The organism is Kitasatospora sp. NBC_00315 (assembly GCF_041435095.1).
In the GTDB taxonomy this organism is placed as follows: Bacteria; Actinomycetota; Actinomycetes; order Streptomycetales; family Streptomycetaceae; genus Kitasatospora.
The window spans coordinates 7,937,133-7,960,147 of the sequence record NZ_CP108025.1 but is presented as its reverse complement, the minus strand read 5'-3'; the positions used below and the strand labels follow the sequence as shown (position 1 = coordinate 7,960,147).

At 73.1% G+C, this 23,015-nt stretch carries 21 protein-coding genes; 7 read left to right on the top strand and 14 right to left on the bottom strand.

Translation table 11 applies throughout. The features are described from left to right. Positions 1-50 precede the first annotated feature (50 nt). Together OG823_RS33010 and OG823_RS33005 are read left to right on the top strand one after the other, a co-directional pair. A complete protein-coding gene (locus OG823_RS33010) occupies positions 51-872 on the top strand; it encodes a lysozyme (RefSeq protein WP_371484742.1) in 822 nt (273 codons plus the stop codon). Positions 873-1,151: 279 nt separating this feature from the next. Continuing rightward, positions 1,152-2,036 (top strand): lysozyme, encoded by an 885-nt coding sequence (locus OG823_RS33005; protein WP_371483985.1) that lies wholly within the window; start codon positions 1,152-1,154, stop codon positions 2,034-2,036. Between the two features lie 107 nt (positions 2,037-2,143). On the opposite strand, the gene OG823_RS33000 is transcribed toward OG823_RS33005, so the two are convergent. Next, the gene (locus OG823_RS33000; protein WP_371483984.1) at positions 2,144-2,773 is read right to left on the bottom strand and encodes a TetR/AcrR family transcriptional regulator; all 630 of its coding nucleotides are present in this window, start codon (positions 2,771-2,773) and stop codon (positions 2,144-2,146) included. A 178-nt stretch (positions 2,774-2,951) separates the two neighbouring features. Between OG823_RS33000 and OG823_RS32995 the strand changes: the two genes are divergently transcribed. Genes OG823_RS32995 through OG823_RS32985 form a run of 3 tightly spaced genes read left to right on the top strand, consistent with a single transcriptional unit; the run spans position 2,952 to position 5,568 of the window. Beyond that, positions 2,952-3,707: an SDR family oxidoreductase gene (locus OG823_RS32995; protein ID WP_371483982.1), complete on the top strand. Its 756-nt coding sequence runs from the start codon at positions 2,952-2,954 to the stop codon at positions 3,705-3,707. After that, the gene (locus OG823_RS32990) at positions 3,704-4,582 is read left to right on the top strand and encodes an SDR family oxidoreductase (protein ID WP_371483981.1); all 879 of its coding nucleotides are present in this window, start codon (positions 3,704-3,706) and stop codon (positions 4,580-4,582) included. Before OG823_RS32995 ends, OG823_RS32990 begins: the two co-directional genes overlap by 4 nt. Continuing rightward, entirely contained in the window at positions 4,579-5,568 is a 990-nt protein-coding gene (locus OG823_RS32985; protein WP_371483980.1) for an NADPH:quinone oxidoreductase family protein, read from the top strand. The genes OG823_RS32990 and OG823_RS32985 overlap by 4 nt, the downstream gene beginning before the upstream one ends. A gap of 96 nt (positions 5,569-5,664) precedes the next feature. On the opposite strand, the gene OG823_RS32980 is transcribed toward OG823_RS32985, so the two are convergent. From OG823_RS32980 to OG823_RS32970, 3 genes are all read right to left on the bottom strand, one after another. After that, the gene (locus OG823_RS32980) at positions 5,665-7,005 is read right to left on the bottom strand and encodes a sugar ABC transporter permease (protein WP_371483979.1); all 1,341 of its coding nucleotides are present in this window, start codon (positions 7,003-7,005) and stop codon (positions 5,665-5,667) included. Next, on the bottom strand, positions 7,002-7,781 hold the full coding sequence (locus OG823_RS32975) for an ATP-binding cassette domain-containing protein (RefSeq protein WP_371483978.1): 780 nt from the start codon (positions 7,779-7,781) through the stop codon (positions 7,002-7,004). Before OG823_RS32975 ends, OG823_RS32980 begins: the two co-directional genes overlap by 4 nt. A 93-nt stretch (positions 7,782-7,874) precedes the next feature. Beyond that, positions 7,875-8,987 (bottom strand): sugar ABC transporter substrate-binding protein, encoded by a 1,113-nt coding sequence (locus tag OG823_RS32970; protein ID WP_371483976.1) that lies wholly within the window; start codon positions 8,985-8,987, stop codon positions 7,875-7,877. 343 nt (positions 8,988-9,330) lie between these two features. On the opposite strand from OG823_RS32970, the gene OG823_RS32965 reads away from it, so the two are divergent. Continuing rightward, positions 9,331-10,905 carry an APC family permease gene (locus OG823_RS32965; protein ID WP_371483974.1) on the top strand — a complete coding sequence of 525 codons (1,575 nt, stop codon included), beginning with the start codon at positions 9,331-9,333 and terminating at the stop codon, positions 10,903-10,905. Positions 10,906-11,041: 136 nt separating this feature from the next. Here OG823_RS32965 and OG823_RS32960 read toward each other — a convergent pair whose 3' ends face one another. The 4 genes from OG823_RS32960 to OG823_RS32945 are packed head-to-tail and all read right to left on the bottom strand — an operon-like array spanning position 11,042 to position 15,654. Further along, complete coding sequence (locus OG823_RS32960) at positions 11,042-12,181, bottom strand: acyl-CoA dehydrogenase family protein (RefSeq protein ID WP_371483972.1); 1,140 nt, start codon at positions 12,179-12,181, stop codon at positions 11,042-11,044. Continuing rightward, complete coding sequence (locus OG823_RS32955; RefSeq protein WP_371483971.1) at positions 12,178-13,392, bottom strand: acyl-CoA dehydrogenase family protein; 1,215 nt, start codon at positions 13,390-13,392, stop codon at positions 12,178-12,180. Before OG823_RS32955 ends, OG823_RS32960 begins: the two co-directional genes overlap by 4 nt. Beyond that, the gene (locus tag OG823_RS32950; RefSeq protein WP_371483970.1) at positions 13,389-14,612 is read right to left on the bottom strand and encodes an acyl-CoA dehydrogenase family protein; all 1,224 of its coding nucleotides are present in this window, start codon (positions 14,610-14,612) and stop codon (positions 13,389-13,391) included. Before OG823_RS32950 ends, OG823_RS32955 begins: the two co-directional genes overlap by 4 nt. Before the next feature lies 1 nt (position 14,613). Then, complete coding sequence (locus OG823_RS32945; protein WP_371483968.1) at positions 14,614-15,654, bottom strand: phosphotransferase family protein; 1,041 nt, start codon at positions 15,652-15,654, stop codon at positions 14,614-14,616. 330 nt (positions 15,655-15,984) lie between these two features. On the opposite strand from OG823_RS32945, the gene OG823_RS32940 reads away from it, so the two are divergent. Continuing rightward, positions 15,985-17,076: a hypothetical protein gene (locus OG823_RS32940; RefSeq protein ID WP_371483966.1), complete on the top strand. Its 1,092-nt coding sequence runs from the start codon at positions 15,985-15,987 to the stop codon at positions 17,074-17,076. An 81-nt stretch (positions 17,077-17,157) separates the two neighbouring features. Here OG823_RS32940 and OG823_RS32935 read toward each other — a convergent pair whose 3' ends face one another. The 6 genes from OG823_RS32935 to OG823_RS32910 all read right to left on the bottom strand — a co-directional run bounded on the left by OG823_RS32935 (position 17,158) and on the right by OG823_RS32910 (position 22,861). Continuing rightward, positions 17,158-18,057: a Gfo/Idh/MocA family protein gene (locus OG823_RS32935; protein ID WP_371483965.1), complete on the bottom strand. Its 900-nt coding sequence runs from the start codon at positions 18,055-18,057 to the stop codon at positions 17,158-17,160. 20 nt (positions 18,058-18,077) lie between these two features. Beyond that, positions 18,078-18,746: an O-methyltransferase gene (locus OG823_RS32930; protein WP_371483964.1), complete on the bottom strand. Its 669-nt coding sequence runs from the start codon at positions 18,744-18,746 to the stop codon at positions 18,078-18,080. 70 nt (positions 18,747-18,816) lie between these two features. Continuing rightward, complete coding sequence (locus OG823_RS32925) at positions 18,817-19,482, bottom strand: DedA family protein (RefSeq protein ID WP_371483963.1); 666 nt, start codon at positions 19,480-19,482, stop codon at positions 18,817-18,819. Between the two features lie 267 nt (positions 19,483-19,749). Then, the gene (locus tag OG823_RS32920; RefSeq protein WP_371483962.1) at positions 19,750-20,898 is read right to left on the bottom strand and encodes an FAD-dependent oxidoreductase; all 1,149 of its coding nucleotides are present in this window, start codon (positions 20,896-20,898) and stop codon (positions 19,750-19,752) included. A gap of 135 nt (positions 20,899-21,033) precedes the next feature. After that, positions 21,034-21,756 (bottom strand): TetR/AcrR family transcriptional regulator, encoded by a 723-nt coding sequence (locus tag OG823_RS32915; protein WP_371483961.1) that lies wholly within the window; start codon positions 21,754-21,756, stop codon positions 21,034-21,036. Between the two features lie 181 nt (positions 21,757-21,937). Further along, on the bottom strand, positions 21,938-22,861 hold the full coding sequence (locus OG823_RS32910; RefSeq protein WP_371483959.1) for a class I SAM-dependent methyltransferase: 924 nt from the start codon (positions 22,859-22,861) through the stop codon (positions 21,938-21,940). Positions 22,862-23,015 lie beyond the last annotated feature (154 nt).

The window sequence follows — 23,015 nt, the reverse complement described above, 5'->3', positions numbered from 1 at the left end:
TCCGCACCTCGCCCGGCAGCACCCGTTCCGCCCGCACCCGTCCCGGTGGTCTGCGGCGCTTAGCCCGCCCGGCCGCCGCCGCGCTGACGGCCTCCGCCCTGCTGACCGGAGCCGCCGCCGTCCCGGCGTACGCGCAGAACACCCGGCCGCTGCCGATCGTGCTCCACCCCGAGCTGGACTACGCGGGCTCGACGGTCGCCGTCCACGAGGGGCGGCACGGTCTGGCCGGCCCGCGCTCGCGTGCCACCCAGACCCAGGGGATGGACGTCTCCGGCTTCCAGGGCAATGTCGACTGGGGCGCCGCGATCTCCAACGGCGCCCGGTTCGCCTACCTCAAGGCCACCGAGGGAACCACCTACACCAACCCGTACTTCTACGGGCAGAGCGGCGGATCCTTCGCGGCGGGAGTGATCCGCGGTGCGTACCATTTCGCCCTGCCGAACACCTCCGGCGGCGCGGCCCAGGCGAACTGGTTCGTCGATCACGGCGGCGGCTGGACCCCGGACGGGCTGACCCTGCCACCCGCGCTGGACATCGAGTACAACCCCTACGGCGCGAGCTGCTACGGCCTGAGCCAGTCCGCGATGGTCGGCTGGATCAGGGAGTTCAGCGACACCGTGCACAGCCGGACCGGCCGCTACCCGATGATCTACACCACCACCGCCTGGTGGAGCAGCTGCACCGGTAACGACTCCGGCTTCGGCGCCACCAACCCGCTCTGGGTGGCCCGCTACGCGAGCGCGGTCGGAGCCCTGCCGGCGGGCTGGGGCTTCCAGACCATCTGGCAGTACGCGGACTCGGGTTCCCTGCCGGGTGACCAGGACTACTTCAACGGCGCCTACGACCGCGTGCAGGCGATCGCCAACGGGTGAGCGGGGCCGCCGCGATCCGGTGGGCCGGGGCTTCGGCGGGCGGCCGCCGGGGTGGCGGACGGGACGACGGCCTACGCCCGTAGACCACCCGCGTAGACCACCCGCGTAGACCGCGCGCCGTCTCGGACAACTCCCTTGGGCACGAACGGAAGTGACGATCGGTCCCTCTGGTTCACCAATACCCCGCCATCCTGGCGGGGACATGGCTACTCTCGTGTGCGGATCACGCGAAAACCGCGCGGTCCGCACACGACCATGCCCAGGACCAGAGGAGTGTTCATGCACAGCACTTCCCGCTCCGCCCGCACCGTCAGCATCCCGTCCACGGCCCTCCCGGCCGCGACTGCCACCCCCGTCCGCCGGCTGTCGCGCCTGGCCGCCGCCGCCCTCGCGGCCACCGCCCTGCTCGCCGGTGCGGCCGCCCCGGCGCAGGCGGCCCGGCCCGCTCCCGTCCTCCACCCCGAGCTGGACTTCGCGGGGTCGACCGTGGCCGCCCACGAAGGAAGATCCTCCACGGCCACCGTCCAGTCACTGGCCACCCAGACCAAGGGAATGGACGTCTCCAGCTACCAGGGCAGCGTGAACTGGAGCTCGGCCGCGGCGAACGGCGCCAGGTTCGCGTACGTCAAGGCGACCGAGGGCACCACGTACACCAACCCGAGCTTCTCCCAGCAGTACAACGGCTCCTACGGCGCCGGCCTGATCAGGGGCGCCTATCACTTCGCACTGCCGAACTCGTCGAGCGGCGCCGCCCAGGCGAACTGGTTCGTCGGCCACGGCGGCGGCTGGTCGGCGGACGGAAAGACCCTGCCGCCCGCGCTGGACATCGAGTACAACCCCTACGGCGCGAGCTGCTACGGCCTGAGCCAGTCGGCGATGGTCGCCTGGATACGGGACTTCAGCAACACCGTGCACACGAAGACCGGCCGTTACCCGACCATCTACACCACCACCGACTGGTGGACCACCTGCACCGGCAACAACTCGGGCTTCGGCGCCACCAACCCGCTCTGGATAGCCCGCTACGCGAGTGCCGTCGGCACCCTGCCGGCGGGCTGGAGCTACCAGACCATCTGGCAGTACGCCGACTCCGGCACCCTGCCGGGTGACCAGAACTACTTCAACGGCGCCTACGACCGCCTCCAGGCGCTCGCCAAGGGCTGACCGGCCCTGCGGGCGCGGCCGGCCGTCGCACCGGCGACGAGGTCGGGACGGCCCGGCACGACGGCACGGCGGGAGGAGTGTCCGACCCCGCCGTGCCGCCGTCGCGCTCAGATCCGCGCGCCCAGCATCCGCAGTACCAACTCGCCGTAGCGACGGCCCAGTTCCTGCGGCGTCTCGCTGCTGCGTTCGGTGTACCAGCGCGACACGTCGATCCCCAGGGAGGTCACGGCGCGCGCGGCCGTCTTCACCTCGGCGACCTCGAAGAGCCCGGCCGCCAGCCCCTCGGTGATGACCTCGCTCACCGTCCGCTCGATGTCCAGCCGCAGGCCCGCGACCACCGCGTAGTCCTCCGCCGGCAGAGCGTGCAGCTCGTAGTTGACCACCCGGCCGACCGTACTGGCCTGGGCGTGCCAGCGGGTGAAGTCCTCGGCCAGCCGCCGCATCCGGACGACCGGATCGCCCTCGGTGGCCGCGGCCATCCGGACCCGGGCCAGGGCCGCGGCGTGGCCGGCCCGGCTGATCTCGGCGAGCAGAGCCGCCTTGGACGGATAGTGGATGTAGAGCGCGGCCGGGCTCATCCCGGCGGCGGTGGCGATGTCACGGGTCGTGGTGGCGTGGAAACCCCGTTCGGCGAACGCCTCCACGGCGGCCTCCAGCAGCCGGTACGCGGCCTCGGGGCGGGCGTTGGCACCGCCGGGCAGCGTGGTCCAGAGGTCGGCGATCGGCGTGCTGGTCATGGCGCCATCCTCGCAGAGGGGTCGTACGGGCGTCCGGGCGCCCGGACGTCACCAGGGCTGTTGACAGCGTCTCGCACCGACAGCATGCTAAGCAAGCGCTTAGTCACACAGTCTGCTCGAACGCACGAGCCGGCGGACGCCGTACTCCCCCGGCCCGCCGGACGCGAAAGGACCCTCAGTGGTGCACTCGTTCAAGGGCCAGGTGGCCGTCGTCACCGGAGCCAGCCGCGGCATCGGACTCGGCATCGCACGGGAGCTCGTCGCCCGTGGTGCCAAGGTCTGCGTCACCGCCCGGGGCGCCGACGCGCTGGCCGACGCCGTCCGGGAGCTGGGCGGCCCCGAGGTCGCCATCGGGGTGGCGGGCAAGGCGGACGACGCCGCCCACCAGGAGGAGGCGGTGAGCCGAACCGTCGAGGCGTTCGGCCGGCTCGACCACCTGGTCAACAACACCGGCATCAACCCGGCCTACGGCCCGGTGCTCACCACCGACGACGCCGTCGCCGCGAAGATCCTCGCGGTGAACGTCCTCGCCCCGCTGGCCTGGACCCGCCGCGCGCACGCCGCGTGGATGGGCGAGCACGGCGGCTCGGTGGTCAACATCGCCTCGATCGCCGGCATCCGGGCGTCCGAGGGAATCGGCATGTACGGCGTGAGCAAGGCCGCGCTGATCCGGCTGACCATGGAGCTGGCAGCCGACCTCGGCCCCGGCATCCGGGTCAACGCCGTCGCCCCCGCCGTGGTCAAGACGAAGTTCGCGGAGGCGCTGTACGAGGGCCGCGAGGAGAAGGTCGCCGCCGCGTACCCGCTCGGCCGGCTCGGCGTTCCGGAGGACATCGCGGGCGCGGTGGCCTTCCTGCTCTCCCCCGACGCGGCCTGGATCACCGGGCAGACGCTGGTGGTCGACGGCGGCGTGACCCTCGGCGGCGGCCTGTGAGCCCCGGCGACGGCGCCGACCGCCCCGGCCCCGGCCCCGGCCCCGAAGGACGGGCCCCCCTCGGACAGGGCGTCGCCGGACAGGGTGTAGCCGGACAGGGTGTAGCCGGACAGGGCGTCGTCGTCACCGGCGCGGGCCGGGGCATCGGCGCGGCCCTGGCCCGCGCGTTCGCCGAGGCGGGCGCCCGTGTGGTGGTCAACGACCTGGACGCCGACGCCGCGAAGGCCGTCGCCGAGCAGTGCGGCGGTACGGCGGTGCCAGGTGACGCGGCGGGCGTGGAGGGCCTGGCCGCGCTGGTCGGGCGGGCCCGCGACGCGCTGGGCGAGATCGACGTCTGGTGCGCCAACGCCGGGGTGGCTCCGGCCGGCGGCTCCGACGCGCCGGCCGCCGCCTGGGCGCTGGCCTGGGAGGTCAACGTGCTGGCCCACGTCCGGGCCGCCGACCTGCTGCTCCCGCGCTGGCTGGAGCGCGGCGGCGGGCGCTTCGTCGCCACCGTCTCCGCGGCCGGGCTGCTCACCAGCCTCGGCTCCGCCCCGTACGCCGTCTCCAAGCACGGCGCGCTCGCCTTCGCCGAGTGGCTCTCGGCCACCTACCGGCACCGCGGCCTGCGGGTGCACGCGGTCTGCCCGCAGGGGGTGCGCACCGACATGCTCACCTCCAGCGGCGCGATGGGCGAGATGCTGCTCGCCCCGACCGCCATCGAGGCCGAGGATGTCGCCGAGGCGGTGCTCACCGGGCTGCGCGAGGAGCGGTTCCTGATCCTTCCGCACCCCGAGGTCGCCGACTACTACGCCGTCCGGGCCACCGACCCGGACCGCTGGATAGCCGGCATGAACAAGCTGCAGCGCGGACTGGAGAAGGGCGGGGCGCTATGAGGGCCTGGCAGGTCGAGGAGCTGGGCGAGCCGCGCGAGGTGATGCGGCTGCGCGAGGGGCTGGAGCGGCCCGAACCGGGACCGGGCCAGGTGCTGGTCCGGGTCCGCGCCGCCTCGGTGAACTTCCCGGACGCGCTGATGGTGCGCGGCCACTACCAGGTCCGCCCTCCGCTGCCGTTCACGCCCGGCGTCGAACTCTGCGGTGTGGTCGAGGCGCTGGGCGAGGGCGTGAGGCTCCACTCGGGCGGCGACCGGGTGATCGGCAACCCCGTGCTGCCCGGCGGGGCCTTCGCCGAGTACGCCCTGCTGGACGCCGCGGCGACGTTCCGCGCTCCGGACGCGCTGGACGACGCCGAGGCGGCCGCCCTGCACATCGGTTACCAGACGGCCTGGTTCGCCCTGCACCGCCGGGCCGCCCTGCGGCCGGGCGAGACGCTGCTGGTGCACGCGGCCGCCGGCGGGGTGGGCAGCGCGGCCGTCCAGCTCGGCAAGGCGGCCGGTGCGACGGTGATCGGCGTCGTCGGCGGCGCCGACAAGGCCGCGGTGGCCCGCGAGCTGGGCGCCGATCTGGTGGTCGACCGGACGGCGGAGGACTTCGTCGCCGCGGTCAAGGCGGCCACCGGCGGGCGCGGCGCCGACGTCGTCTTCGACCCGGTCGGCGGTGACGCCTACACGGGTTCGACCAAGTGCATCGCCTTCGAGGGCCGGATCGTGGTGGTCGGCTTCGCCGCCGGGACGATCCCCGCCCCCGCGCTCAACCACGCGCTGGTGAAGAACTACTCGATCCTCGGGCTGCACTGGGGCCTCTACAACACCCGTGACCCGGGGGCCGTCCGGGCAGCCCACGAGGAGCTGGGCAAGCTCGCCGAACAGGGCGTCGTCCGTCCCCTGGTGAGCGCCCGGCTGCCGCTGGCCGAGGCCGCGGCCGGGGTGCAGCTGGTGGCGGACGGCCGCAGCACCGGCCGGGTGGTCGTGCTCGGCGACTGAGCCCGGCCGGTGGCGTGCCTCGGGGCCGGCGGTGGTCACCGCCGGCCCCGAGTGGCTGTCCCGCGAGGCCGTCGCGAACGCCTGTCCCCGGCGGGGTCAGGCGCGGCCGGCCGCCTTCTGGGTGCGGCGGGAGAGCGAGTCGACCACGACGGCGGCGAGCAGCACCGCGCCGGTGATCATGAACTGGATGGCGTTGCTGACACCCATGATGTTCATGCCCGACTGGATCGAGCCGATCACCAGCGCACCGAGCAGGGCGGACCAGGTCGAACCGCGCCCGCCGAACAGGCTGGTACCGCCGATCACGGCGGCGGCGATGCAGTTCATCAGCAGGTTTCCGCCGCCGGAGGTCTGGCTGGCCGACTGGATCTGGGCCGCCAGGAAGAGACCGCCGACGGCCGCCATGGTGGAGCAGATCATGAAGACCGAGATCCGGATCCACGACACGTTGATACCGGCTCGGCGGGCGCCCTCGATGTTGCCGCCGAGCGCGAAGATCTGCCGTCCGTAGGTGGTCCGGCGCAGCACGAAGTCCAGCACCACGATGAAGATCAGGAAGATCAGCAGCGCCAGCGGCAGGCCCTTGTACTGGTTGAGCGTGTAGGCCACCACGAAGCCGACGACGGCCAGCGCGACCGTGCGCAGCGCGATGTCGGCCGGCGGACGGAACGGCACACCGGCCGCCTTTCGGCGTCTGGCGTCGATCAGGTTGGAGGCCAGGAAGAGCAGGACGCCGGCCACCGCGACCACGTAGGCCGCGGCCGTCTGGCTGTAGATCGTGGTGTAGAGCCGGGAGACGATGTCCTTGCCGGAGAGGTTCACGGTGCCGGAGGATCCGAGGATCTGCAGCATCAGGCCGTTCCAGGCCAGGTTGCCGGCCAGGGTGACGACGAACGCGGGCACGCCCACCTTGGCGAAGAACAGGCCCTGGATCAGGCCGACGATCGCGCCGCCCGCGAGGGCCGACAGCAGGGCGACCCACTGGTTGACGCCGTGGGTGACGTTCATGACCGCGAAGATGGCGGCGCAGAGTCCGCTGACCGAGCCGACCGAGAGGTCGATCTCGCCGAGCAGCAGGACGAACACGACGCCGATGGCGATCATGCCGGTTCCGACGATCTGCTGGGAGAGGTTGGAGAGGTTCTGCGCCGAGAGGAACGTGCTGTTCAGACTGCCGAACACGGCCCAGATGATGATCAGGGCCAGTACGACGGGGAGCGAGCCGAGCTCGCCGCTGCCCACCCGGCGTCTGAACTCGCCCAGGTAGCCCGCCACGCCCCCCTCCCGGACGATCAGGCGGGGGTCGACCGCGGGGGTCGCGTCGGCCGCCACCGGCACGTCCGCGTTGACCCCGCCCTTGGGCATGTTGTCCTCGGGCAGCGGAGTGCGGTGGAAACCGCCGTCGTCGCCCGGGTTGGGGGTGTTGTCGCTGCTCACTCTTGACCCTCCGTGCCGCGCGCCTGACGGCGGGTCACGGCATTGTCCGTGGCGCCGGTGATGGCGGAGATGATCTCTTCCTTGTTGGTGTAGCGCCGGTCGAAGAAGCCGTTGTTGCGGCCGAGGCGCAGCACGGCGACGCGGTCCGCGACGGCCATCACGTCGGCCATGTTGTGACTGATCAGGATGACGCCGAGCCCCCGGTCGCGCAGCCGCTCGACCAGGTCGAGGACCTGCGCGGTCTGCTCGACGCCGAGGGCCGCGGTGGGCTCGTCGAGGATGACCACCTTCGGGTCGCCGACCAGCGCACGGGCGATCGCGACGGTCTGGCGCTGGCCACCGGAGAGCGAGGCGATCGGGATCCGCACGCTGGGGATGCGGATCGACAGCGTGCTCAGCAGCTCGCGGGAGCGCTTCTCCATGCCGACCTCGTCGAGGATGGTGAAGTGCCGCATCTCGCGGCCGAGGAACAGGTTGCCGACCACGTCGAGGTTGTCGCAGAGGGCGAGGTCCTGGTAGACGGTCGCGATGCCGAGGCTCTGGGCCTCCTGCGGCCGGTGGATGGCCACCTGCCTGCCCTCCCACTCGATGACGCCGCCGTCCGGCTGGTTCACCCCGGCGATCGTCTTGACCAGGGTGGACTTGCCCGCGCCGTTGTCCCCCACCAGGGCGACCACCTCGCCCGGGCGCACCTCCAGCTCGACGTCGGTGAGCGCCTGCACGGCGCCGAACCGTTTGGAGACCCCGCGCAGCGCGAGTACGGGCTCAGCTGCCACTACTATCAACTCCCTTGTTCACCGAGGCTATTGCGGCGACCGTCACGACCGGCGAGCGGTTCCTGCCCGGCCCTCGCAGGCCGGGCGCGCCGGTCAGGACAGGCCGACCGCCGTGCAGGCCGCGGCGTAGTCCGGGGTGCAGATCTGCGCGACGGTGTAGAGGCCGTCGGCGACGACGGTGCTCTTGATGTTGTCCTTGACCAGGACGACCGGGGTGATCAGGACCGAGGGCACCGTGTGGCCGCTGCCGCTGGTGGACGTCGCCGTCGCGGAGGCGCTCGGCACTCCCTTGCCCTGGGCGAGCGAGACGGCCATGATCGCGGCCGCCTCGGCCTCCGGCTTGTACGGCTTGTAGATCGACATCGTCTGGGTGTTGACGAGGATCCGCTGCACCGCGTCGAGCTGGGCGTCCTGTCCGGTCAGCGGGACGGAGAGGTTGGCGGCCTTGAGTGCGGTCGCGATACCGGCCGCCATGCCGTCGTTGGCGGAGTAGACGCCGACCACGTTCTGGGCGCCGAGCGCGGTGATCGCGGCGGCGGCCTCCTGGTTGGCGTTGTTCGGGTCCCAGTTCGGGGTGTCGTACTCCTTGCCGATGGTGAGCTTGCCGTCCATCGCGCTGTGCGCGCCGGCCTTGAACTCGGCGGCGTTCGGGTCGGTCGGCGAGCCGTTGATCATGATGATCTTGCCGGCCGAGGCCTTGTCGCCGACGGCGTCGACCAGGGCCTTGCCCTGCAGCTCGCCGACCTTGTGGTTGTCGAAGGAGACGTAGGCGTCCACCGGGCCCTGCGCCAGCCGGTCGTACGCGACCACCTTGACGCCCGCGTCGTGGGCCTTCTGCACCGAGGACTGGATCGACTTGGCGTCGACCGCGTCCAGGATCAGCACCTGGTTGCCCTTGGTCAGCGCGGTGTCCACCTGGGTCTGCTGCGTGGTGGCGTCCTGGTTGGCGTTGTAGTAGTCGATCTGGGCGTTCGGGGCGATGGCCTTGATCTTCTGCTCGATCAACGGCTTGTCGAACTGCTCGTAGCGGGTGGTCTTGGTCTCGGGCAGGAGCAGCCCGATCTTGATCGTCCCGCCGGCGCTGCCGGAGGCACCGCCCGACGAGGACGATCCCGTGGACTGCTTCGCGCTTCCGCACGAGGCGAGGGCGAACGCGAGAGTGACCGCGGTGGCGGCCACGACGATGCGGGAAGGAGCTGACTTCACTGGAACGCCTCTCAGAGTCGAGAACACCCCCCGGGCTCCGAGTCTCCGACCGCCGGAGCGACCCTGCTATCCGGAACGGCCGAATGCGTGCCGAGCAGGTCCGACCGGGTGACGTGCGGGGCCTGCGGCGCCCGGTTGCCCCGTGGGGCGGCCTCCCTCTGGCAGCGTTCGGTCCGCGGGGGGAAGATGTGAGACGCCGGTCCGCCCGGGGTCACCACGCCCCGACCGGACCGCCTCCGGACGCAGTGGCGACGGACGGCGCGGCCCCGGTCGCGCGAGTCGCCGGCCGCCAGGGCGCTCCGGACGGACTCCGCCCGACGCAGGAAGAAGAAGGTGGGGACAAGTGTCCGCTCCAGCCGGTCGTCCCGGGCCGCCCGCAGCACCGCTCGTCACCGGCTCCGGTGCGGGCGAGAAGGGGCTCAAGGGCGGTGCGCTCGGCCTCGTGTCCTCGGTGGCGATCGGACTTGCCTCCACCGCACCGGCCTACAGCCTGGCCGCCACACTCGGAATCATCGTGGCCGGTGTGGGCCTGCAGGCGCCGATCATCACCATCCTCGGCTTCGTGCCGATGCTGCTGATCGCGTACGCCTACAAGGAGCTCAACGCCTCCGACCCCGACTGCGGCACCACCTTCACCTGGGCCGCCCGCGCCTTCGGCCCCCGGACGGGCTGGATGGGCGGCTGGGGCATCATCGTCGCCGACATCATCGTGATGGCCAATCTGGCCCAGATCGCCGGCGTGTACGGGTTCCAGCTGCTCGGGCTGGACTCACTGGCCTCCAACACCACCTGGACGACCCTGGCCGGGGTGGCCTGGATCATCGTGATGACCGCGATCTGCTACGTCGGCATCGAGATCTCCGCCGCACTGCAGCGCTGGCTGCTCGGCGTCGAGATCGTGATGCTGGCGATCTTCTCGATCACGGCTCTGGTGAAGGTCTACGGCTCGCACCCGCCGGCCACCGCGATCAAGATCTCCGGCTCGTGGTTCAACCCGTTCAACGTCCCCACCACCAGTGCCCTGACGGCGGGCATCCTGGCCGCCGTCTTCATCTACTGGGGCTGGGACACCGCCGTCTCGGTGAACGAGGAGACCGCGGACAGCCACCGCACGCCCGGGCGCGCCGCCGTGATCTCCACCGTGCTGCTGCTGGTGATCTACGCGCTGGTGTCGACCTCCGCGCAGGCCTTCGCCGGTGTCGGCGCGGACGGCATCGGGCTGGGGAACCCGGACAACGCGGGTGACGTGCTGTCCGGTCTGGGCGGCGCGGTCTTCGGCGACCAGGGCCTGGGCTGGTTCCTCACCAAACTGCTGATCTTCATGGTGCTGACCTCCTCCGCGGCCTCCACCCAGACCACGATCCTGCCGACGGCCCGTACCTCGTTCTCGATGGCCGCGCACCGGGCCATCCCCAGCCAGTTCGCCCGGGTGCACGCCAAGCACCGCACGCCGACCTGGTCGACGATCGGTATGGGCATCGCCTCCATCGCCTTCTACGTCCTGCTGACGCTGATCAGTGACAACGTGCTGGCCGACTCGATCGCCTCGGTCGGCCTGGGCATCGCGTTCTACTACGGTCTCACCGGCTTCGCCTGCGTCTGGTACTACCGCAGAGTGCTGACCCGAAGTGCCAAGGACTTCGTCTTCAAGGGCCTCTTCCCGCTGCTGGGCGGGCTGATGCTGCTGTACTTCTTCTGTTACGCGGCCTTCGACGTCTACGCGCAGCCGGACTACGGCAGCACCTCGATCGACCTGCCGGTGTTCGGGCAGACCGGCGGGGTGACCGTGATCGGTGTCGGGGCGCTGCTGATCGGCGCCGTGCTGATGCTCGTCCAGTGGGCCGTGCAGGGCTCCTGGTTCCGGCACCCGGACGTCCCCGTGCACGCCGCCGACCCGGCCGACGCGCCACCGTCCTGACCGTCACCGGCCCCGCCGTCCCGGCCCCCCCGGCCGGTACCCTCCCGGCCCGACGCCGTCGTGCGGGGAAGGGGCCGGTGGTGATGCCCCCGGGCGCCGACCGCCCCCGCCGCCGTCCGGCGGGGGCCCGCCGCCCTCACACGTGCGGCACCCGGGGCGTCGCCACCGCCCCCGGGGCGGGCAGGTCGACCAGCGCGGCCAGCGCCGCGCGGTGGCGGCCGGGGGTGCCGAGGGCCAGCTGATCGGCCTTGGCCCGCTTGAGGTAGAGGTGCACGGGATGCTCCCAGGTCATCCCGATCCCGCCGTGCAGTTGCACGGCCTCCTCCGCCGCGCGGACGGCGGTGTCCGAGCAGTGCGAGGCGGCGACGGCCACCAGGATCGCGGCGTCCGACGCACCCGAGGCCAGCGCGTCGGCCGCGGCCCGGGCCGCCGCACGGGCACCGGCGATGTCCAGCCAGAGATCGGCCAGGCGGTGCTTGAGAGCCTGGAAGGAGCCGACCACCCGGCCGAACTGCCGGCGCTCCCGCAGGTACGCCACGGTGGTGGCCAGACACCACTCGGCCAGGCCGAGCTGCTCGGAGCAGAGCAGGGCGGCGCCGGTGAGCAGTGCCTGGCGGAGCACGGCCTCGGCGCGGTCGGGACCGATCAGCAGCCGGCCCGGGGCGCCCGTGAGGCAGACGTCCGCGAGCGGCCGGGTGAGATCCAGCGAACCGCGCGGCGTGAGCGTCGCCTCGGCGGCCTCGACCGCGTAGAGGCCGGGGCCGGCCGGGCCGTCGGCGGGGACGATCAGCAGTCCGACCGCCGGCGTGTCCGCCACCCAGGCCACGGTGCCGGTCAACTCCCCTGTGCCGGTGGCCCGTACGCCCAGGGGAAAGGGCGCTTCGGGCGCTGTCGGGAGCGCCACCACCAGGGTGGCGGTGCGCTCCCCCGCGGCGAGGGCGGTGAGTTCCGCCGAGGCGTCGGCGGCCAGCAGGACGGTGGTGGCGAGGACGGCGCTGCCGAGGAAGGCGGTGGGCGCGCAGGCCCGGCCCAGCTCCTCCAGCACCACGGCGCTCTCCCGCAGGGAGGCCCCGGCCCCGCCGAGTGCCTCGGGCACCGGGAGCCCGGCGACACCGACCTCCTCGGCCAGCACCCGCCACAGGCCCGTGTCGTAGGGCTCCGGCCCTTCACAGCGGGCGAGGACGGCCTGCGGCGGACACCGGTCGGCGAGCACGGCCCGGACGGCGGAGCGCAGGTCCTCCTCCACCTCCGAGTACAGCAGGTCGAGTTCGGTCATCGGGCCGACTCCTTCCACGGCACGTCCTTGTCCGAGCGCGACTCGGCGGGCAGGCCGAGAACGCGCTCGGCGATGATGTTGCGCAGGATCTCGGAGCTGCCGCCCTCGATCGAGTTGCCCTTGGCGCGCAGGTAGCGATAGCCCGCGTCGCGGCCGGTGAAGTCCACCAGCTCCGGGCGGGACATCGTCCAGTCGCCGTAACCGAGCCCCTCCTCGGCGAGCAACTCCACCTCCAAGCCGGTCAGTTGTTGGGCGAGCCGGGCGAAGGCAAGCTTGGCGGCCGCGCCCTCGGGGCCGGGCTGGCCGACCGCCAGCTGCTGGCGCAGCCGCTCGGCGGTCAGCCGCAGCACCTCGGCGTCGGTCCAGCCCTGCAGCAGCCGCTGGTGCAGCTCGTGGGTCCGGGCACCCGGCTGCTCGCGCCAGACGTCGGCGAGCAGCCCGATCAGGCCGCCCTCCCGGGGAGTGCGATGGCCGCCGATCGCGACCCGTTCGTTGTTGAGGGTGGTCTGGGCGATCTTCCAGCCCTCGCCCACCGCGCCGAGCCGGTGCGCGTCCGGGATCCGTACGCCCGTCAGGAAGACCTCGTTGAACTCGGCCTCGCCGGTCAGCTGGCGCAGTGGGCGCACGTCCACGCCGGGGTCGGTCATGTCGCAGACGAAGTAGCTGATGCCCTGGTGCTTGGGGACGTCCGGGTCGGTGCGGGCGAGCAGGATGGCCCAGCGGGCCAGGTGGGCACTGGAGGTCCACACCTTCTGCCCGTCCACGGTCCAGTGGCCGCCCGGCCCGTCCCCGCCTCCCTCCGCGTCGCCGGCCTCGTGGACGGCCCGGGTGGCCAGCGCGGCCAGGTCGGAGCCGGCTCCGGGCTCGCTGAACAGCTGGCACCAGACCTCCTCGCCCGTCCAGAGCGGGCGCAGGAAGCGCTGCTTCTGCTCCTCGGTGCCGAAACGCAGGACGGTCGGCGCGGCCATGCCGAGACCGATGCCGATCCGGCGGGGGTCGTTGTCGGGTGCGCCCGCCGCCGCGAGCTCCGCGTCCACCACGGCCTGCAGCGCGCGTGGGGCGCCGAGGCCGCCGAGGCCGGGCGGGAAGTGCACCCAGGCGAGGCCGGCGTCGAAGCGGGCCCGCAGGAACTCCAGCGGCTCGGTGGCCGCCGGATCGTGGGCGGCCAGCAGATCCGCGGTACGGGTGCGCAGTTCCTCGGCGGTGGTCATCGGGCCACCTCGCGGTACCGGGCCAGCTCGCGCCGGGCGAGCGAGCGCTTGTGCACCTCGTCGGGTCCGTCCGCCAGCCGCAGCGTGCGGTTGCCGGCCCAGAGCTGGGCGAGCGGGGTGTCCTGGCTGACCCCGGCCGCGCCGTGCGCCTGGACGGCCTTGTCGAGGATCCACTCGACGGTGAGCGGGGTGGCGATCTTGATGGCCTGGATCTCGGTGTGCGCGCCCCGGTTGCCCACGGTGTCCATCAGCCACGCGGTCTTGAGCACCAGCAGGCGGGTCTGCTCGATCCGCACCCGGGCCTCGGCGATCCAGTCCTGCACGACGCCCTGCTCGGCCAGCGGGCGGCCGAAGGCGGCGCGCTCCAGCGTCCGGCGGCACATCAGCTCCAGGGCGCGCTCGGCGATGCCGATCGCGCGCATGCAGTGGTGGATCCGGCCGGGGCCGAGCCGGGCCTGGGCGATCGCGAAGCCGGAGCCCTCCTCGCCGATCAGGTTGGCCGCCGGGACGCGGACGTCCTCGAAGAGGATCTCGGCGTGCCCGCCGTGGTCGGCGTCGTCGTAGCCGAAGACCCGCATGCCGCGCCGGACGGTGACGCCCGGGGTGTCGCGCGGCACCAGGATCATGCTCTGCTGCCGGTGCTTCTCGGCGGTCGGGTCGGTCTTGCCCATCACGATGAAGATCTTGCAGGCCGGGTTCATCGCGCCGGTGATGTACCACTTGCGGCCGTTGACCACGTAGTGGTCGCCGTCGCGCTCGATCCGGGTGGCGATGTTGGCGGCGTCGGAGGAGGCGACCTCCGGCTCGGTCATCGCGAACGCCGAGCGGATGTCCGCGTTCAGCAGCGGCTCCAGCCAGCGTTTGCGCTGGTCGGCGTCGGCGAACTGGGCGAGCAGCTCCATGTTCCCGGTGTCGGGCGCGGCGCAGTTGAGCGCGGCGGGTGCCAACTGCGGGCTCCGGCCGGTGATCTCGGCGAGCGGCGCGTACTGGAGGTTGGTCAGACCGGCTCCGCCCTCGCCGGGCAGGAAGAGGTTCCACAGGCCCTGCCGGCGTGCCTCGGCCTGGAGCTCCGCGACCACCGGGGGGATCTCCCAGTGTTCACGCGCCGGATCGGCGAGCTGGGCCTCCAGGACGGCTTCGGCGGGGTACACGTGCTCGTCCATGAAGGCGAGCAGCCGCTCGCGCAGTTCCAGGGTGCGGGCGTCGTACGAGAAGTCCATGTCAGTGCTCCTTGAAGGCCGCGAGGCCGTGGTCGACCAGGATCGGGCCCATCTCACCGGCGCGTTCGAAGCCTGCGCCCAGGGTCTTTCCCTGCTGGTAGCGGTAGTGGATCCCCTCGGCGACCACGGCCAGCTTGAACGAGGCGAAGGCGACGTACCAGCCGAGCGTGGCGATGTCCCGCCCGGAGCGTTCGGCGTAGCGGGCCGCGAGCTCGCGGGCGCCCGGGTAGCCCGGCGCGGTGGTGGCGGCGGGGATGATCCCGCCGCCCGCACCGGCCGTCTCGGTGTACATCACGAGCAGGCCGAGGTCGGTGAGCGGATCCCCGAGCGTGGACATCTCCCAGTCCAGCACGGCGGCGATCCGGTCCCCGCCGTCGGGCGAACTGTCGACCAGGACGTTGTCGAGGCGGTAGTCGCCGTGCACCACGGTGGGCGCCGGGGAGTGCGGGAGCCGCTCGGTGAGCAGCGTGTGCAGCTCGTCGATGCCGGCCAGCTCCCGGCTCCGGGAGGCGGCGAACTGGGTGCTCCAGCGGCGCAGCTGGCGGGCCAGGAAGCCGTCCGGGCGTCCGAAGTCGGCCAGACCGACGTCGGCCGGGTCGATGGCGTGCAGCCGGACCAGCGTGTCCACCAGGCTCAGGCCCAGGGCGCGGACCCGCTCCGGCCCGAGCGCGGTCAGCGCGGCGGCGTCACGGTGCGCGACTCCGGGCACGTACTCCATCAGGTACCAGCCGGCCCCCAGCACCTCGGCGTCCTCGACCAGCAGCAGGGTCTGCGGGACGGGCACGGCCGTGGAGCGCAGGGCCGTCATCACGCGGTACTCGCGCCCCATGTCGTGCGCGGTGGCGAGCACATGGCCGAGCGGGGGGCGGCGCAGCACCCAGCGCGCGTGGTCGTCGGAGAGGACGTACGTGAGGTTCGAGCGGCCGCCCTCGATCCGCTCGGCACGCAACGGGCCCCGGACAGTGCCCGGCATGGCGCGCTCCAGGTGCTCGCGCAGGCGCGCGAGGTTCAGGCCCGGCGGGTCGGCAGAGGTGTCGGACATGGGCTCACTCCAGGCTTCCATACGGCGGTCGGTGCGGCGGCGCGGGTACGGCTGTGCGGGTGCGGCGGTTCACGTGCGGCGGCTCGGGTACGGCGGCGCGGGTACGGCGGCGCGGGTACGGATACCGGGGTGCCCGCCGGCACTGCGAATCCACGCTGACTAAGCGCTTGCTTAGCATTCAGCCGAAGAGGGCGCGCTGTCAACGCCCCCGCCCCGATCCGTGCGCCGCGCGGGCGGGGACGCGGGCGCCGTACCGCCGGACGGCGCCCGCGCCCGCGCGGTTCGTGGGCCGTCGCCGCGCGGGCGCGGACGGACCAGCACAATGTCGCCATGAGGTTGATCTACACGCTGGCCGGCCTGCTGCTCCTGCTGCTCACCGTCGCCAGCATCCTGCGCACCCTGGTGGTGCCGCGCGGCCTGTACTCGGCGCTGGTCTACCGGCTCTGGGCGGTGCTGCGCGCGGCCCTGCGGGCGGGCGCGGTGCCGTTCGGAACGTACCGCGCACAGGACCGGGCGCAGACCTGGCTCGCGCCGCTGGTGCTGGTCGGCATGCTCGGGGTCTGGCTCGGCAGCATGCTGCTCTCCTACACGCTGCTGATGCACGGCAGCTCCCAGCTGGCCTGGACGGTGTCGTTCCGCGAGGCGGGCTCCAGCCTCTTCACCCTCGGCTTCGCCAGCGGCGACCGCCTGCACCTGTCGGCGCTGGACTTCCTCGCCGCCGCCAGCGGCCCGCTGGTGATCGCGCTGCAGATCGCCTACCTGCCGACCCTGTACGCCGCGTACAACCGTCGCGAGGTCGAGGTGACGCTGCTGCAGTCCCGGGCCGGGGAGCCGGCCTGGGGGCCCGAGCTGCTGGCCCGGCAGTCGCTGGTGGACACCGAGACCGCCCTCCCGCAGCTGTACCGGGACTGGGAGCGGCTGGCCGCCGACATCGGCGAGAGCCACTCCAACTACCCGGTGCTGCTCTCCTTCCGCTCCCCCCAGCCGAACCGCAACTGGGTGGTGGGCCTGATCGCCGTGATGGACGCCGCCGCGCTGCACCTGGCCGTCAGTCCGCGCTCCGCCCCACCGGAGGCCCGTCTGGTGCTGCGGGCCGGCTTCACGGCGCTGCGCGACATCGCGCGCTCGCTGCGGATCGACTTCGACCCGGATCCCGATCCGGACAGTCAGATCCGGCTCACCTTCACCGAGTTCGACGCGGCGCTGGCCATGCTCGGCGCCGCGGGCTTCGCCCACGAGCGGGCCGCCGCCGAGGCCTGGCCGCACTTCCGCGGCTGGCGGATCAACTACGAGGCCCTCGGGTACGAGCTGGCCCGGCGCGGCGACGCCGTCCCGGCGCTCTGGACCGGTCCCCGCGACTTCACGGCCGCGACCGTCCCGCCGAGCCGGCCCGCCGACCGCAGGCCGCAGGCGCAGCGCTGACCGGCCCGGCCGCGGCGGGCCGGGCGGCGCAGGGCCGGGCCGATGCGCGCCTGGCCCGCCGCGGCCGACAGGGCGGTGGGGTCAGAGCCCGGCCGGGCCGCCGTCCGCGAGCGAGCGCTCGGCACCCGCGAGGATCTCCACCACCCGCAGTCCGAAGGCCGCGTCGCAGGGGTGCGACTCGCCCGTCCTCGCCGACTCGCGCAGAGCGTCCAGCGCGCCGTGCAGGGCCCGGACCGGACCTTCCCCGCGCTCCGGCAGGTGCGCCACACCCGCCGTACCACGCAGTTCCATGCTGGTGCCGCCGGCCTCCACCGGGGCCGTCAGACTGAGCGCGAGTGTGCTGGACGCGCCACCGGTGTGCCGGAGCACCAGGTGCACGGTGTCCCTGGGCCCGGCGGCGGCCGTCACCTCCAGCGCGTCCCCGAGCACCGGTAGCAGGACGGACAGGGCGTGCGGGCCGACGTCCCAGAGCGCGCCCTTCTCCTGCCGCCAGGGCGAGGCCGCGTACGGGCTCTCGCTGCCCGGGGCGAACACCGAACCGAGCCAGTCGGAGCGGGCGGTGAACCAGCCGCCGACCGCCGCCTGCTTCTCCAGCCAGAGCGCCTGTTCGCCGCCGAAGCGGACGGTGAAGAAGACCACCGAGGCGACGTGGTTGCGCGCCGTCGCCTCCGCCAGCCGGCGGGCGTCCGGCACCGTGAGCGCGACCGGCTTGTCCAGCAGGAGGTGGCACCCGGCCTCGGCGGCGCGCACCGCCAGATCCGGCTGGACGGCCGGGGGCAGCGCGATGGAGACCGCGTCCACGTCGGCGAACAGCCGGTCCAGGTCCTCGTACGCGGGCACCCCGTGAGCCCCGGCCAGGGCGGCGGCGGCCTCGGGCCGCCGGCCCCACACCCCGGCGAAGTCGATCCCGGGGTGTTCCGCGAGCACGGGGGCGTGCACCCGCTCCGCCCATGGCCCGGTGCCCAGCAGTGCGATCCGCAACGTCTTGCTCCTCTGGTGGTTCAGCCCTGGACGCGGGCCAGTGTGAATCCGTCGTAACCCTTCGTCCCGACGGTCTGGACGGAGGTCGCCGAGACCTTCGGCTCGGCGGCGATCACGTCGTGCAGGCGGCGGGTGCCGACCACGCTCGGATCGGTGCTGTCGGCGTCCACGACGGAGCCTCCGCGCACCACGTTGTCGACGATGATCAGCGAGCCCGGCCCGGTCAGCCGCACCGCACTCGCGAAGTAGTCCGGGTTTCCGGCCTTGTCGGCGTCGATGAAGACCAGGTCGAACGGCTCGACGCCGGCCCGCTCCAGCTCCACGAGGGAGTCGGCGGCCCGGCCGAGCCGGACCTCGACCACCTTGTCCAGACCTGCCCGCAGGAGGTTGGCGCGGGCCACCTCGGCGTGCGCCGGGTCGATCTCCAGCGTGATCATCGTGCCGTCCGCGGGCAGCGCCCTGGCCAGCCAGATCGCGCTGTACCCGCCCAGGGTGCCGACCTCCAGGATCCGGCGGGCCCCCTGGGTGAGGGCCAGCAGGTGGAGCAGCTTGCCCTGGTTGGGGGCGACCGCGATCTGTGGCAGACCGGCCGCGTCGGCGGCGGCCTGGGCGGCCGCCAGCACCGGATCGTCGCCGACCAGTTTCTCGGAGAAGTAGCTGTCGACCGCGTCCCACTGCTGCTGGCTCACAGGACCTCCACGTACGGCGTCGCGCTGACCGGATACCCCGCCGATGCTACCCGGCGGGGCTGGCGGAGCGTCAGTCCGCCACGGTCCCCGCGGCTGCCACGGGCTGCTCCTGCGGCTCGGTGTCCGGTGCCTCGGCACGGGCCTTCGCGGCCCGGCGCTTGAGCAGCCAGGCGGAGAACGCCCCACCGAGCGCGGCGAGCACCAGGCCCACCCAGGAGAAGCCCTTCAGCCACTGCTCGACGACCTTGCCGACGTGGTAGACCAGCAGCGTGGTGCCGCCGGCCCAGACCACCGCGCCGACCACGTTCGCGATCAGGAACTTCCAGTACGGCATCCGCAGCGCGCCCGCCAGCGGCCCGGCGAAGATCCGCAGCAGCGCGATGAACCGGCCGAAGAACACCGCCCACATGCCCCACCGGCGGAACGAGCGCTCGGCGCTCTCCAGGTGCTCCGGGCCGAAGTGCTTCGGGAAGCGCCGGCCGAGCTTCTCGAACAACGGCTTCCCGCCCTTGCGGCCGATCGAGTAGCCGATCGAGTCGCCGAGGATGGCGCCCCCGATGGCGCAGGCCGCGATCCACCAGGGGTTGACCACACCGCGCGAGGCGAGCAGCGCCGCCGAGACGAGGGCGATCTCGCCCGGCAGCGGGATGCCCAGGCTCTCCAGACCGATGATCAGCGCGACCAGGGCGTACACCCAACCCGGCGGGACGCTCTCGATCCAGGCGTCGATGTGCAAGGCCGGTACCTCCGTGGCAGAACGAGACGGCGATCTCGCCGTATCCGATTGCGGCGGGGCCTGTCCCCGAAAGGGCAGCCTAACCCGCGCGGCCCGGCGCGCCGGACGCGAGGCCGGGGGCCGGGACACCGGGCACCGGCTTTCCGGCTCCTCGGTGATCTCTTGGTGCCGGTTTGACCGGCCGGGAAGCGCCCTCCGGGCCTCCCGCGGCTGCCCGCTCCCGGAGCGGCTCGGGGCCGGGCCGGTCGGGCCCTGCCCCGGCGCCGGTCAGATCGCCTGGCGCTGGTGCCCCGCCATCAGGTCGAGCAGGCCCTGCGGGGCGTCGGTACGGAACAGCAGATCGAGGTTGGCCGCGGATTCGGCCGCAGCCGCCTCGGCGCGCGGGAAAAGAAGCTCCTCGTACGCGGCCAGCGCACCTTCGACGTCGCCCGGGTGGGCCACGATCGCCGCCGCGAGGTCGGCACCGTCGATCATCGCGAGGTTCGCGCCCTCCCCGGCGAACGGGGACATCAGGTGGGCCGAGTCTCCGAGCAGCGTCACACCCGGCGTGCGGTCCCAGCGGTGCCCGACCGGCAGGGCGTGGATCGGCCGTGCGACCGGCACGCCGTCGGCGTCCCGGACGAGTGCCAGCAACCGGTCGTCCCAGCCCGCGAACCGCTCCAGCAGCGCCGCCTTGACCGCGGCGGTGTCGGCGGGGCCGAACCCGCCGGGCCCTGCCCAGTCCGCGGGGGTGCGCAGGGCGGCGTAGACGTGCAGGCGTCCGTCCGTCTCCCGGTGGGCCAGGAAGCCCTTCTCCTCGGCGAGCGCGAACATCATGCCGCCGCCGACCAGCGCGGCGCTGTCCGGGTGGCGGCGGTCCGCGTCGACCAGGTCGAACTCGACGAAGGAGAGGCCGCAGTAAGCCGGTGTGGCAGTGGAGACCAGCGGGCGCACCTTGGACCAGGCACCGTCGGCTCCGACCAGCAGGTCGGTGGTGAAGGTGCCGCCGTCGGCCAGGTCCACCCGGTGGCGGCCGTCGCCCAGGGCGGTGGCACCGGCGACCTTCGTGCCCCAGCGGACGGCCTTCTCGGGCAGTCCGTCCAGCAGGATGCGCCGCAGGTCGCTCCGGTTCACCTCGGGGCGGTGCCCGGCCCGGCCGTCGTCCTCGTGCCGCAGGACGGCGTCCTTGCCCATGATCCGCATCGCCTCCCCGCCGGGGTGGACGATCTCCCGGAAGCGATCGAAGAGACCTGCGGCCCGCAGCGCGGCCTGGCCGGACTCCTCGTGCATGTCCAGCATGCCGCCCTGGCCCCTGGCTGCGGGCGAGGAGTCGAGGTCGTGGACGACCGCCTCGATGCCGTGACGGTGCAGCACGCGGGCCAGGACGAGGCCGCCGAGGCCGCCGCCGACGATGGTGATGGGCTGGTGTGTGGTCATCTCGGGTACTCCTCGGTTCGGTGGGGTCACGCCGGGTGCTTCGGCGCGGATGATCGGTGGGGTCACGCCGGGTGCTTCGGCGCGGATGATCGGTGGGGTCACGCCGGGTGCTTCGGCGCGGATGATCCGGTGGGGTCACGCCGGGTGCTTCGGCGCGGAGGCGATGTCGGGCCCGGGGCCGGGGGTGTGCAGCGTTCCGTTGATCAGGACGCGAAAGCCCCAGGCGAGCCGCTCGTCACCGGAGCCGGACACCAGCTCGGTGGCGAGCGCCGCGATGTGCGGGTGGGTGTCGCCGGAGGCACCGCGCAGGGCCGCGACGAGTGCGTCCTGCTCGTCCTGGGCGTCGGGCGCGCCCTGCCGGGTGGCCTGTTCGGCCGCGGTGGCGGTCGCGTACTGGAGCAGCAGGTCCAGCGCCCAGGCGGCCCGCAGGCCCGGTACACCGCCTTCCTCCAGCAGGGCCAGCAGGGCCTCCACCAGGTTCAGGTAGCGCTCACCGGACGGCCGCGCCACCAGGGCGGACCGGGCCAGCGCCGGGTGCTCGAACAGCACCTTCGTGTAGGAGGTGAGGATCCCCGCCAGGCGGTCCCCCCAGTCACCGTCGCCCCCGGCCGCGCCGAGGTCGACCGAGCCGAGCAGCTCGTCGAGGACGGCCGCGTGCAGCTCGGCGGTGTTGCGGACGTAGACGTAGAGCGAGGCCGGACCGGTGTCCAGCTCCTGCGCCAGCCGGCGCATGGTGACCTTCTCCAGACCTTCGGCGCGCATCAGGGCGACCGCCGTGGCGATGATGCCCGCCCGGCTCAGGGCCGGCTTGGCCGGCCGCTCCCGGCGACTCGGCCGGGCGTTGGCGTGTGCTGTCATACCTCGACAGTAACGAACATGTTCGTAAAGAACAAGTACGTAGCGAACGCGTTCGTTGCAAACGTGTTCGCGGCGCCCGGCGGCCCGGCGGACGTACAGAGCCACCGGCCCGGCGGACGTACAGAGCCAGCGGCCCGGCGAACGTCCCGGGCGGCTCGGTCCGGCAGCGGTCCCGGGCGGCTCAGCCTGTCGAGGACTCCTTGCGGTCCGCGAAGCGCAGCGCCACCACCGAGGGCCGCTTCGCCGAGACCACCGGCAGCCAGGCCCCGGCCGGGAGCAGCACACCCAGCAGGCCGCGACCGCCGGCCGGATAGACGTCGCGGACCTCGACGATGGCCGGGTGGGCGCCGGCCAGCTTGTGCCGTTCGTCGGCGTCCATGCCGAAGGGCATCGGCGGCGCCTGGTAGCCGTGGTCGCGCAGTTTGCCCCGCCGGGCGAGCGAGCTGAACCAGCGCGGCACCGCGTCGAGGACCATCGTCGCGCCGGGGAAGTTCTCCGCACAGATGGCGAGCAGGTCACGCACCTGCGTCGGGTGCAGGTACATCAGCAGGCCCTGCGCGGTGATCAGGACGCCCTGGGAGCGGTCCACCTCGGCCGTCCAGCTGGGGTCGGTGACCGAGCAGGCCAGTAGCCGCTGCCGGGCCTCCGGGGGGAGCAGCCGCTCACGCAGGGCGATCGACTCGGGCAGGTCCACCGAGAGCCAGTGGGCCCGGCCGTTGTCGACCCGCCAGTACTGGGTCTCCAGGCCCTCGCCGAGGCAGACCACGGTGCCGCGCGGGTGGCGGGCCAGGAAGTCGGCCACCTCACGGTCGAAGCTCGCCACCCGTAGGGCCTGGAGTTGGGCCAGCAGACCACCACCGCCCCCGAAGCGCTCGGCGAAGGGGTGGTCGAGCCGGTCGACCAGCTCGACCGCCTTCGGGTCCGGCAGCACGGTGTCGGGGCGGCGGGCCTCGACGGCGCGGTGGTAGAGGGTCCACAGGGCGGTCTCGGGCACCGCCTCCAGCTCGACCCCGATCCGGGCCGCGCCGGTCGCGGGCGGGCGGTTCGCGGGCGGCTGGTTCGCGGGCGGGGCCTGGTGGGACGCTGACGGACTGTCGGCGGTCATGGTCGCGCTCCTCGGGAGGTCGTGGCTGGACCTGCCGATTCTGGCACCGGGCCCGGGGACCTCCGGGCAGGCCCGCCGGGTCGGCCGGGCCCGGGACTCCGAAGGCTCGTCGGGCGTCAGGCCGTGGGGTGACGAACGTCGGACGTCGGACCTC

What these genes read in the sequence shown, in the direction of transcription:
- OG823_RS32955 (WP_371483971.1), bottom strand. Translation starts at nt 13,392, where the DNA reads ATGACCACCGCCGAGGAACTGCGCACCCGTACCGCGGATCTGCTGGCC.
- OG823_RS32950 (WP_371483970.1), bottom strand. Translation starts at nt 14,612, where the DNA reads ATGGACTTCTCGTACGACGCCCGCACCCTGGAACTGCGCGAGCGGCTG.
- OG823_RS32915 (WP_371483961.1), bottom strand. Translation starts at nt 21,756, where the DNA reads ATGACAGCACACGCCAACGCCCGGCCGAGTCGCCGGGAGCGGCCGGCC.
- OG823_RS33005 (WP_371483985.1), top strand. Translation starts at nt 1,152, where the DNA reads ATGCACAGCACTTCCCGCTCCGCCCGCACCGTCAGCATCCCGTCCACG.
- OG823_RS33000 (WP_371483984.1), bottom strand. Translation starts at nt 2,773, where the DNA reads ATGACCAGCACGCCGATCGCCGACCTCTGGACCACGCTGCCCGGCGGT.
- OG823_RS32940 (WP_371483966.1), top strand. Translation starts at nt 15,985, where the DNA reads ATGAGGTTGATCTACACGCTGGCCGGCCTGCTGCTCCTGCTGCTCACC.
- OG823_RS32960 (WP_371483972.1), bottom strand. Translation starts at nt 12,181, where the DNA reads ATGACCGAACTCGACCTGCTGTACTCGGAGGTGGAGGAGGACCTGCGC.
- OG823_RS32985 (WP_371483980.1), top strand. Translation starts at nt 4,579, where the DNA reads ATGAGGGCCTGGCAGGTCGAGGAGCTGGGCGAGCCGCGCGAGGTGATG.
- OG823_RS32920 (WP_371483962.1), bottom strand. Translation starts at nt 20,898, where the DNA reads ATGACCACACACCAGCCCATCACCATCGTCGGCGGCGGCCTCGGCGGC.
- OG823_RS32945 (WP_371483968.1), bottom strand. Translation starts at nt 15,654, where the DNA reads ATGTCCGACACCTCTGCCGACCCGCCGGGCCTGAACCTCGCGCGCCTG.
- OG823_RS32910 (WP_371483959.1), bottom strand. Translation starts at nt 22,861, where the DNA reads ATGACCGCCGACAGTCCGTCAGCGTCCCACCAGGCCCCGCCCGCGAAC.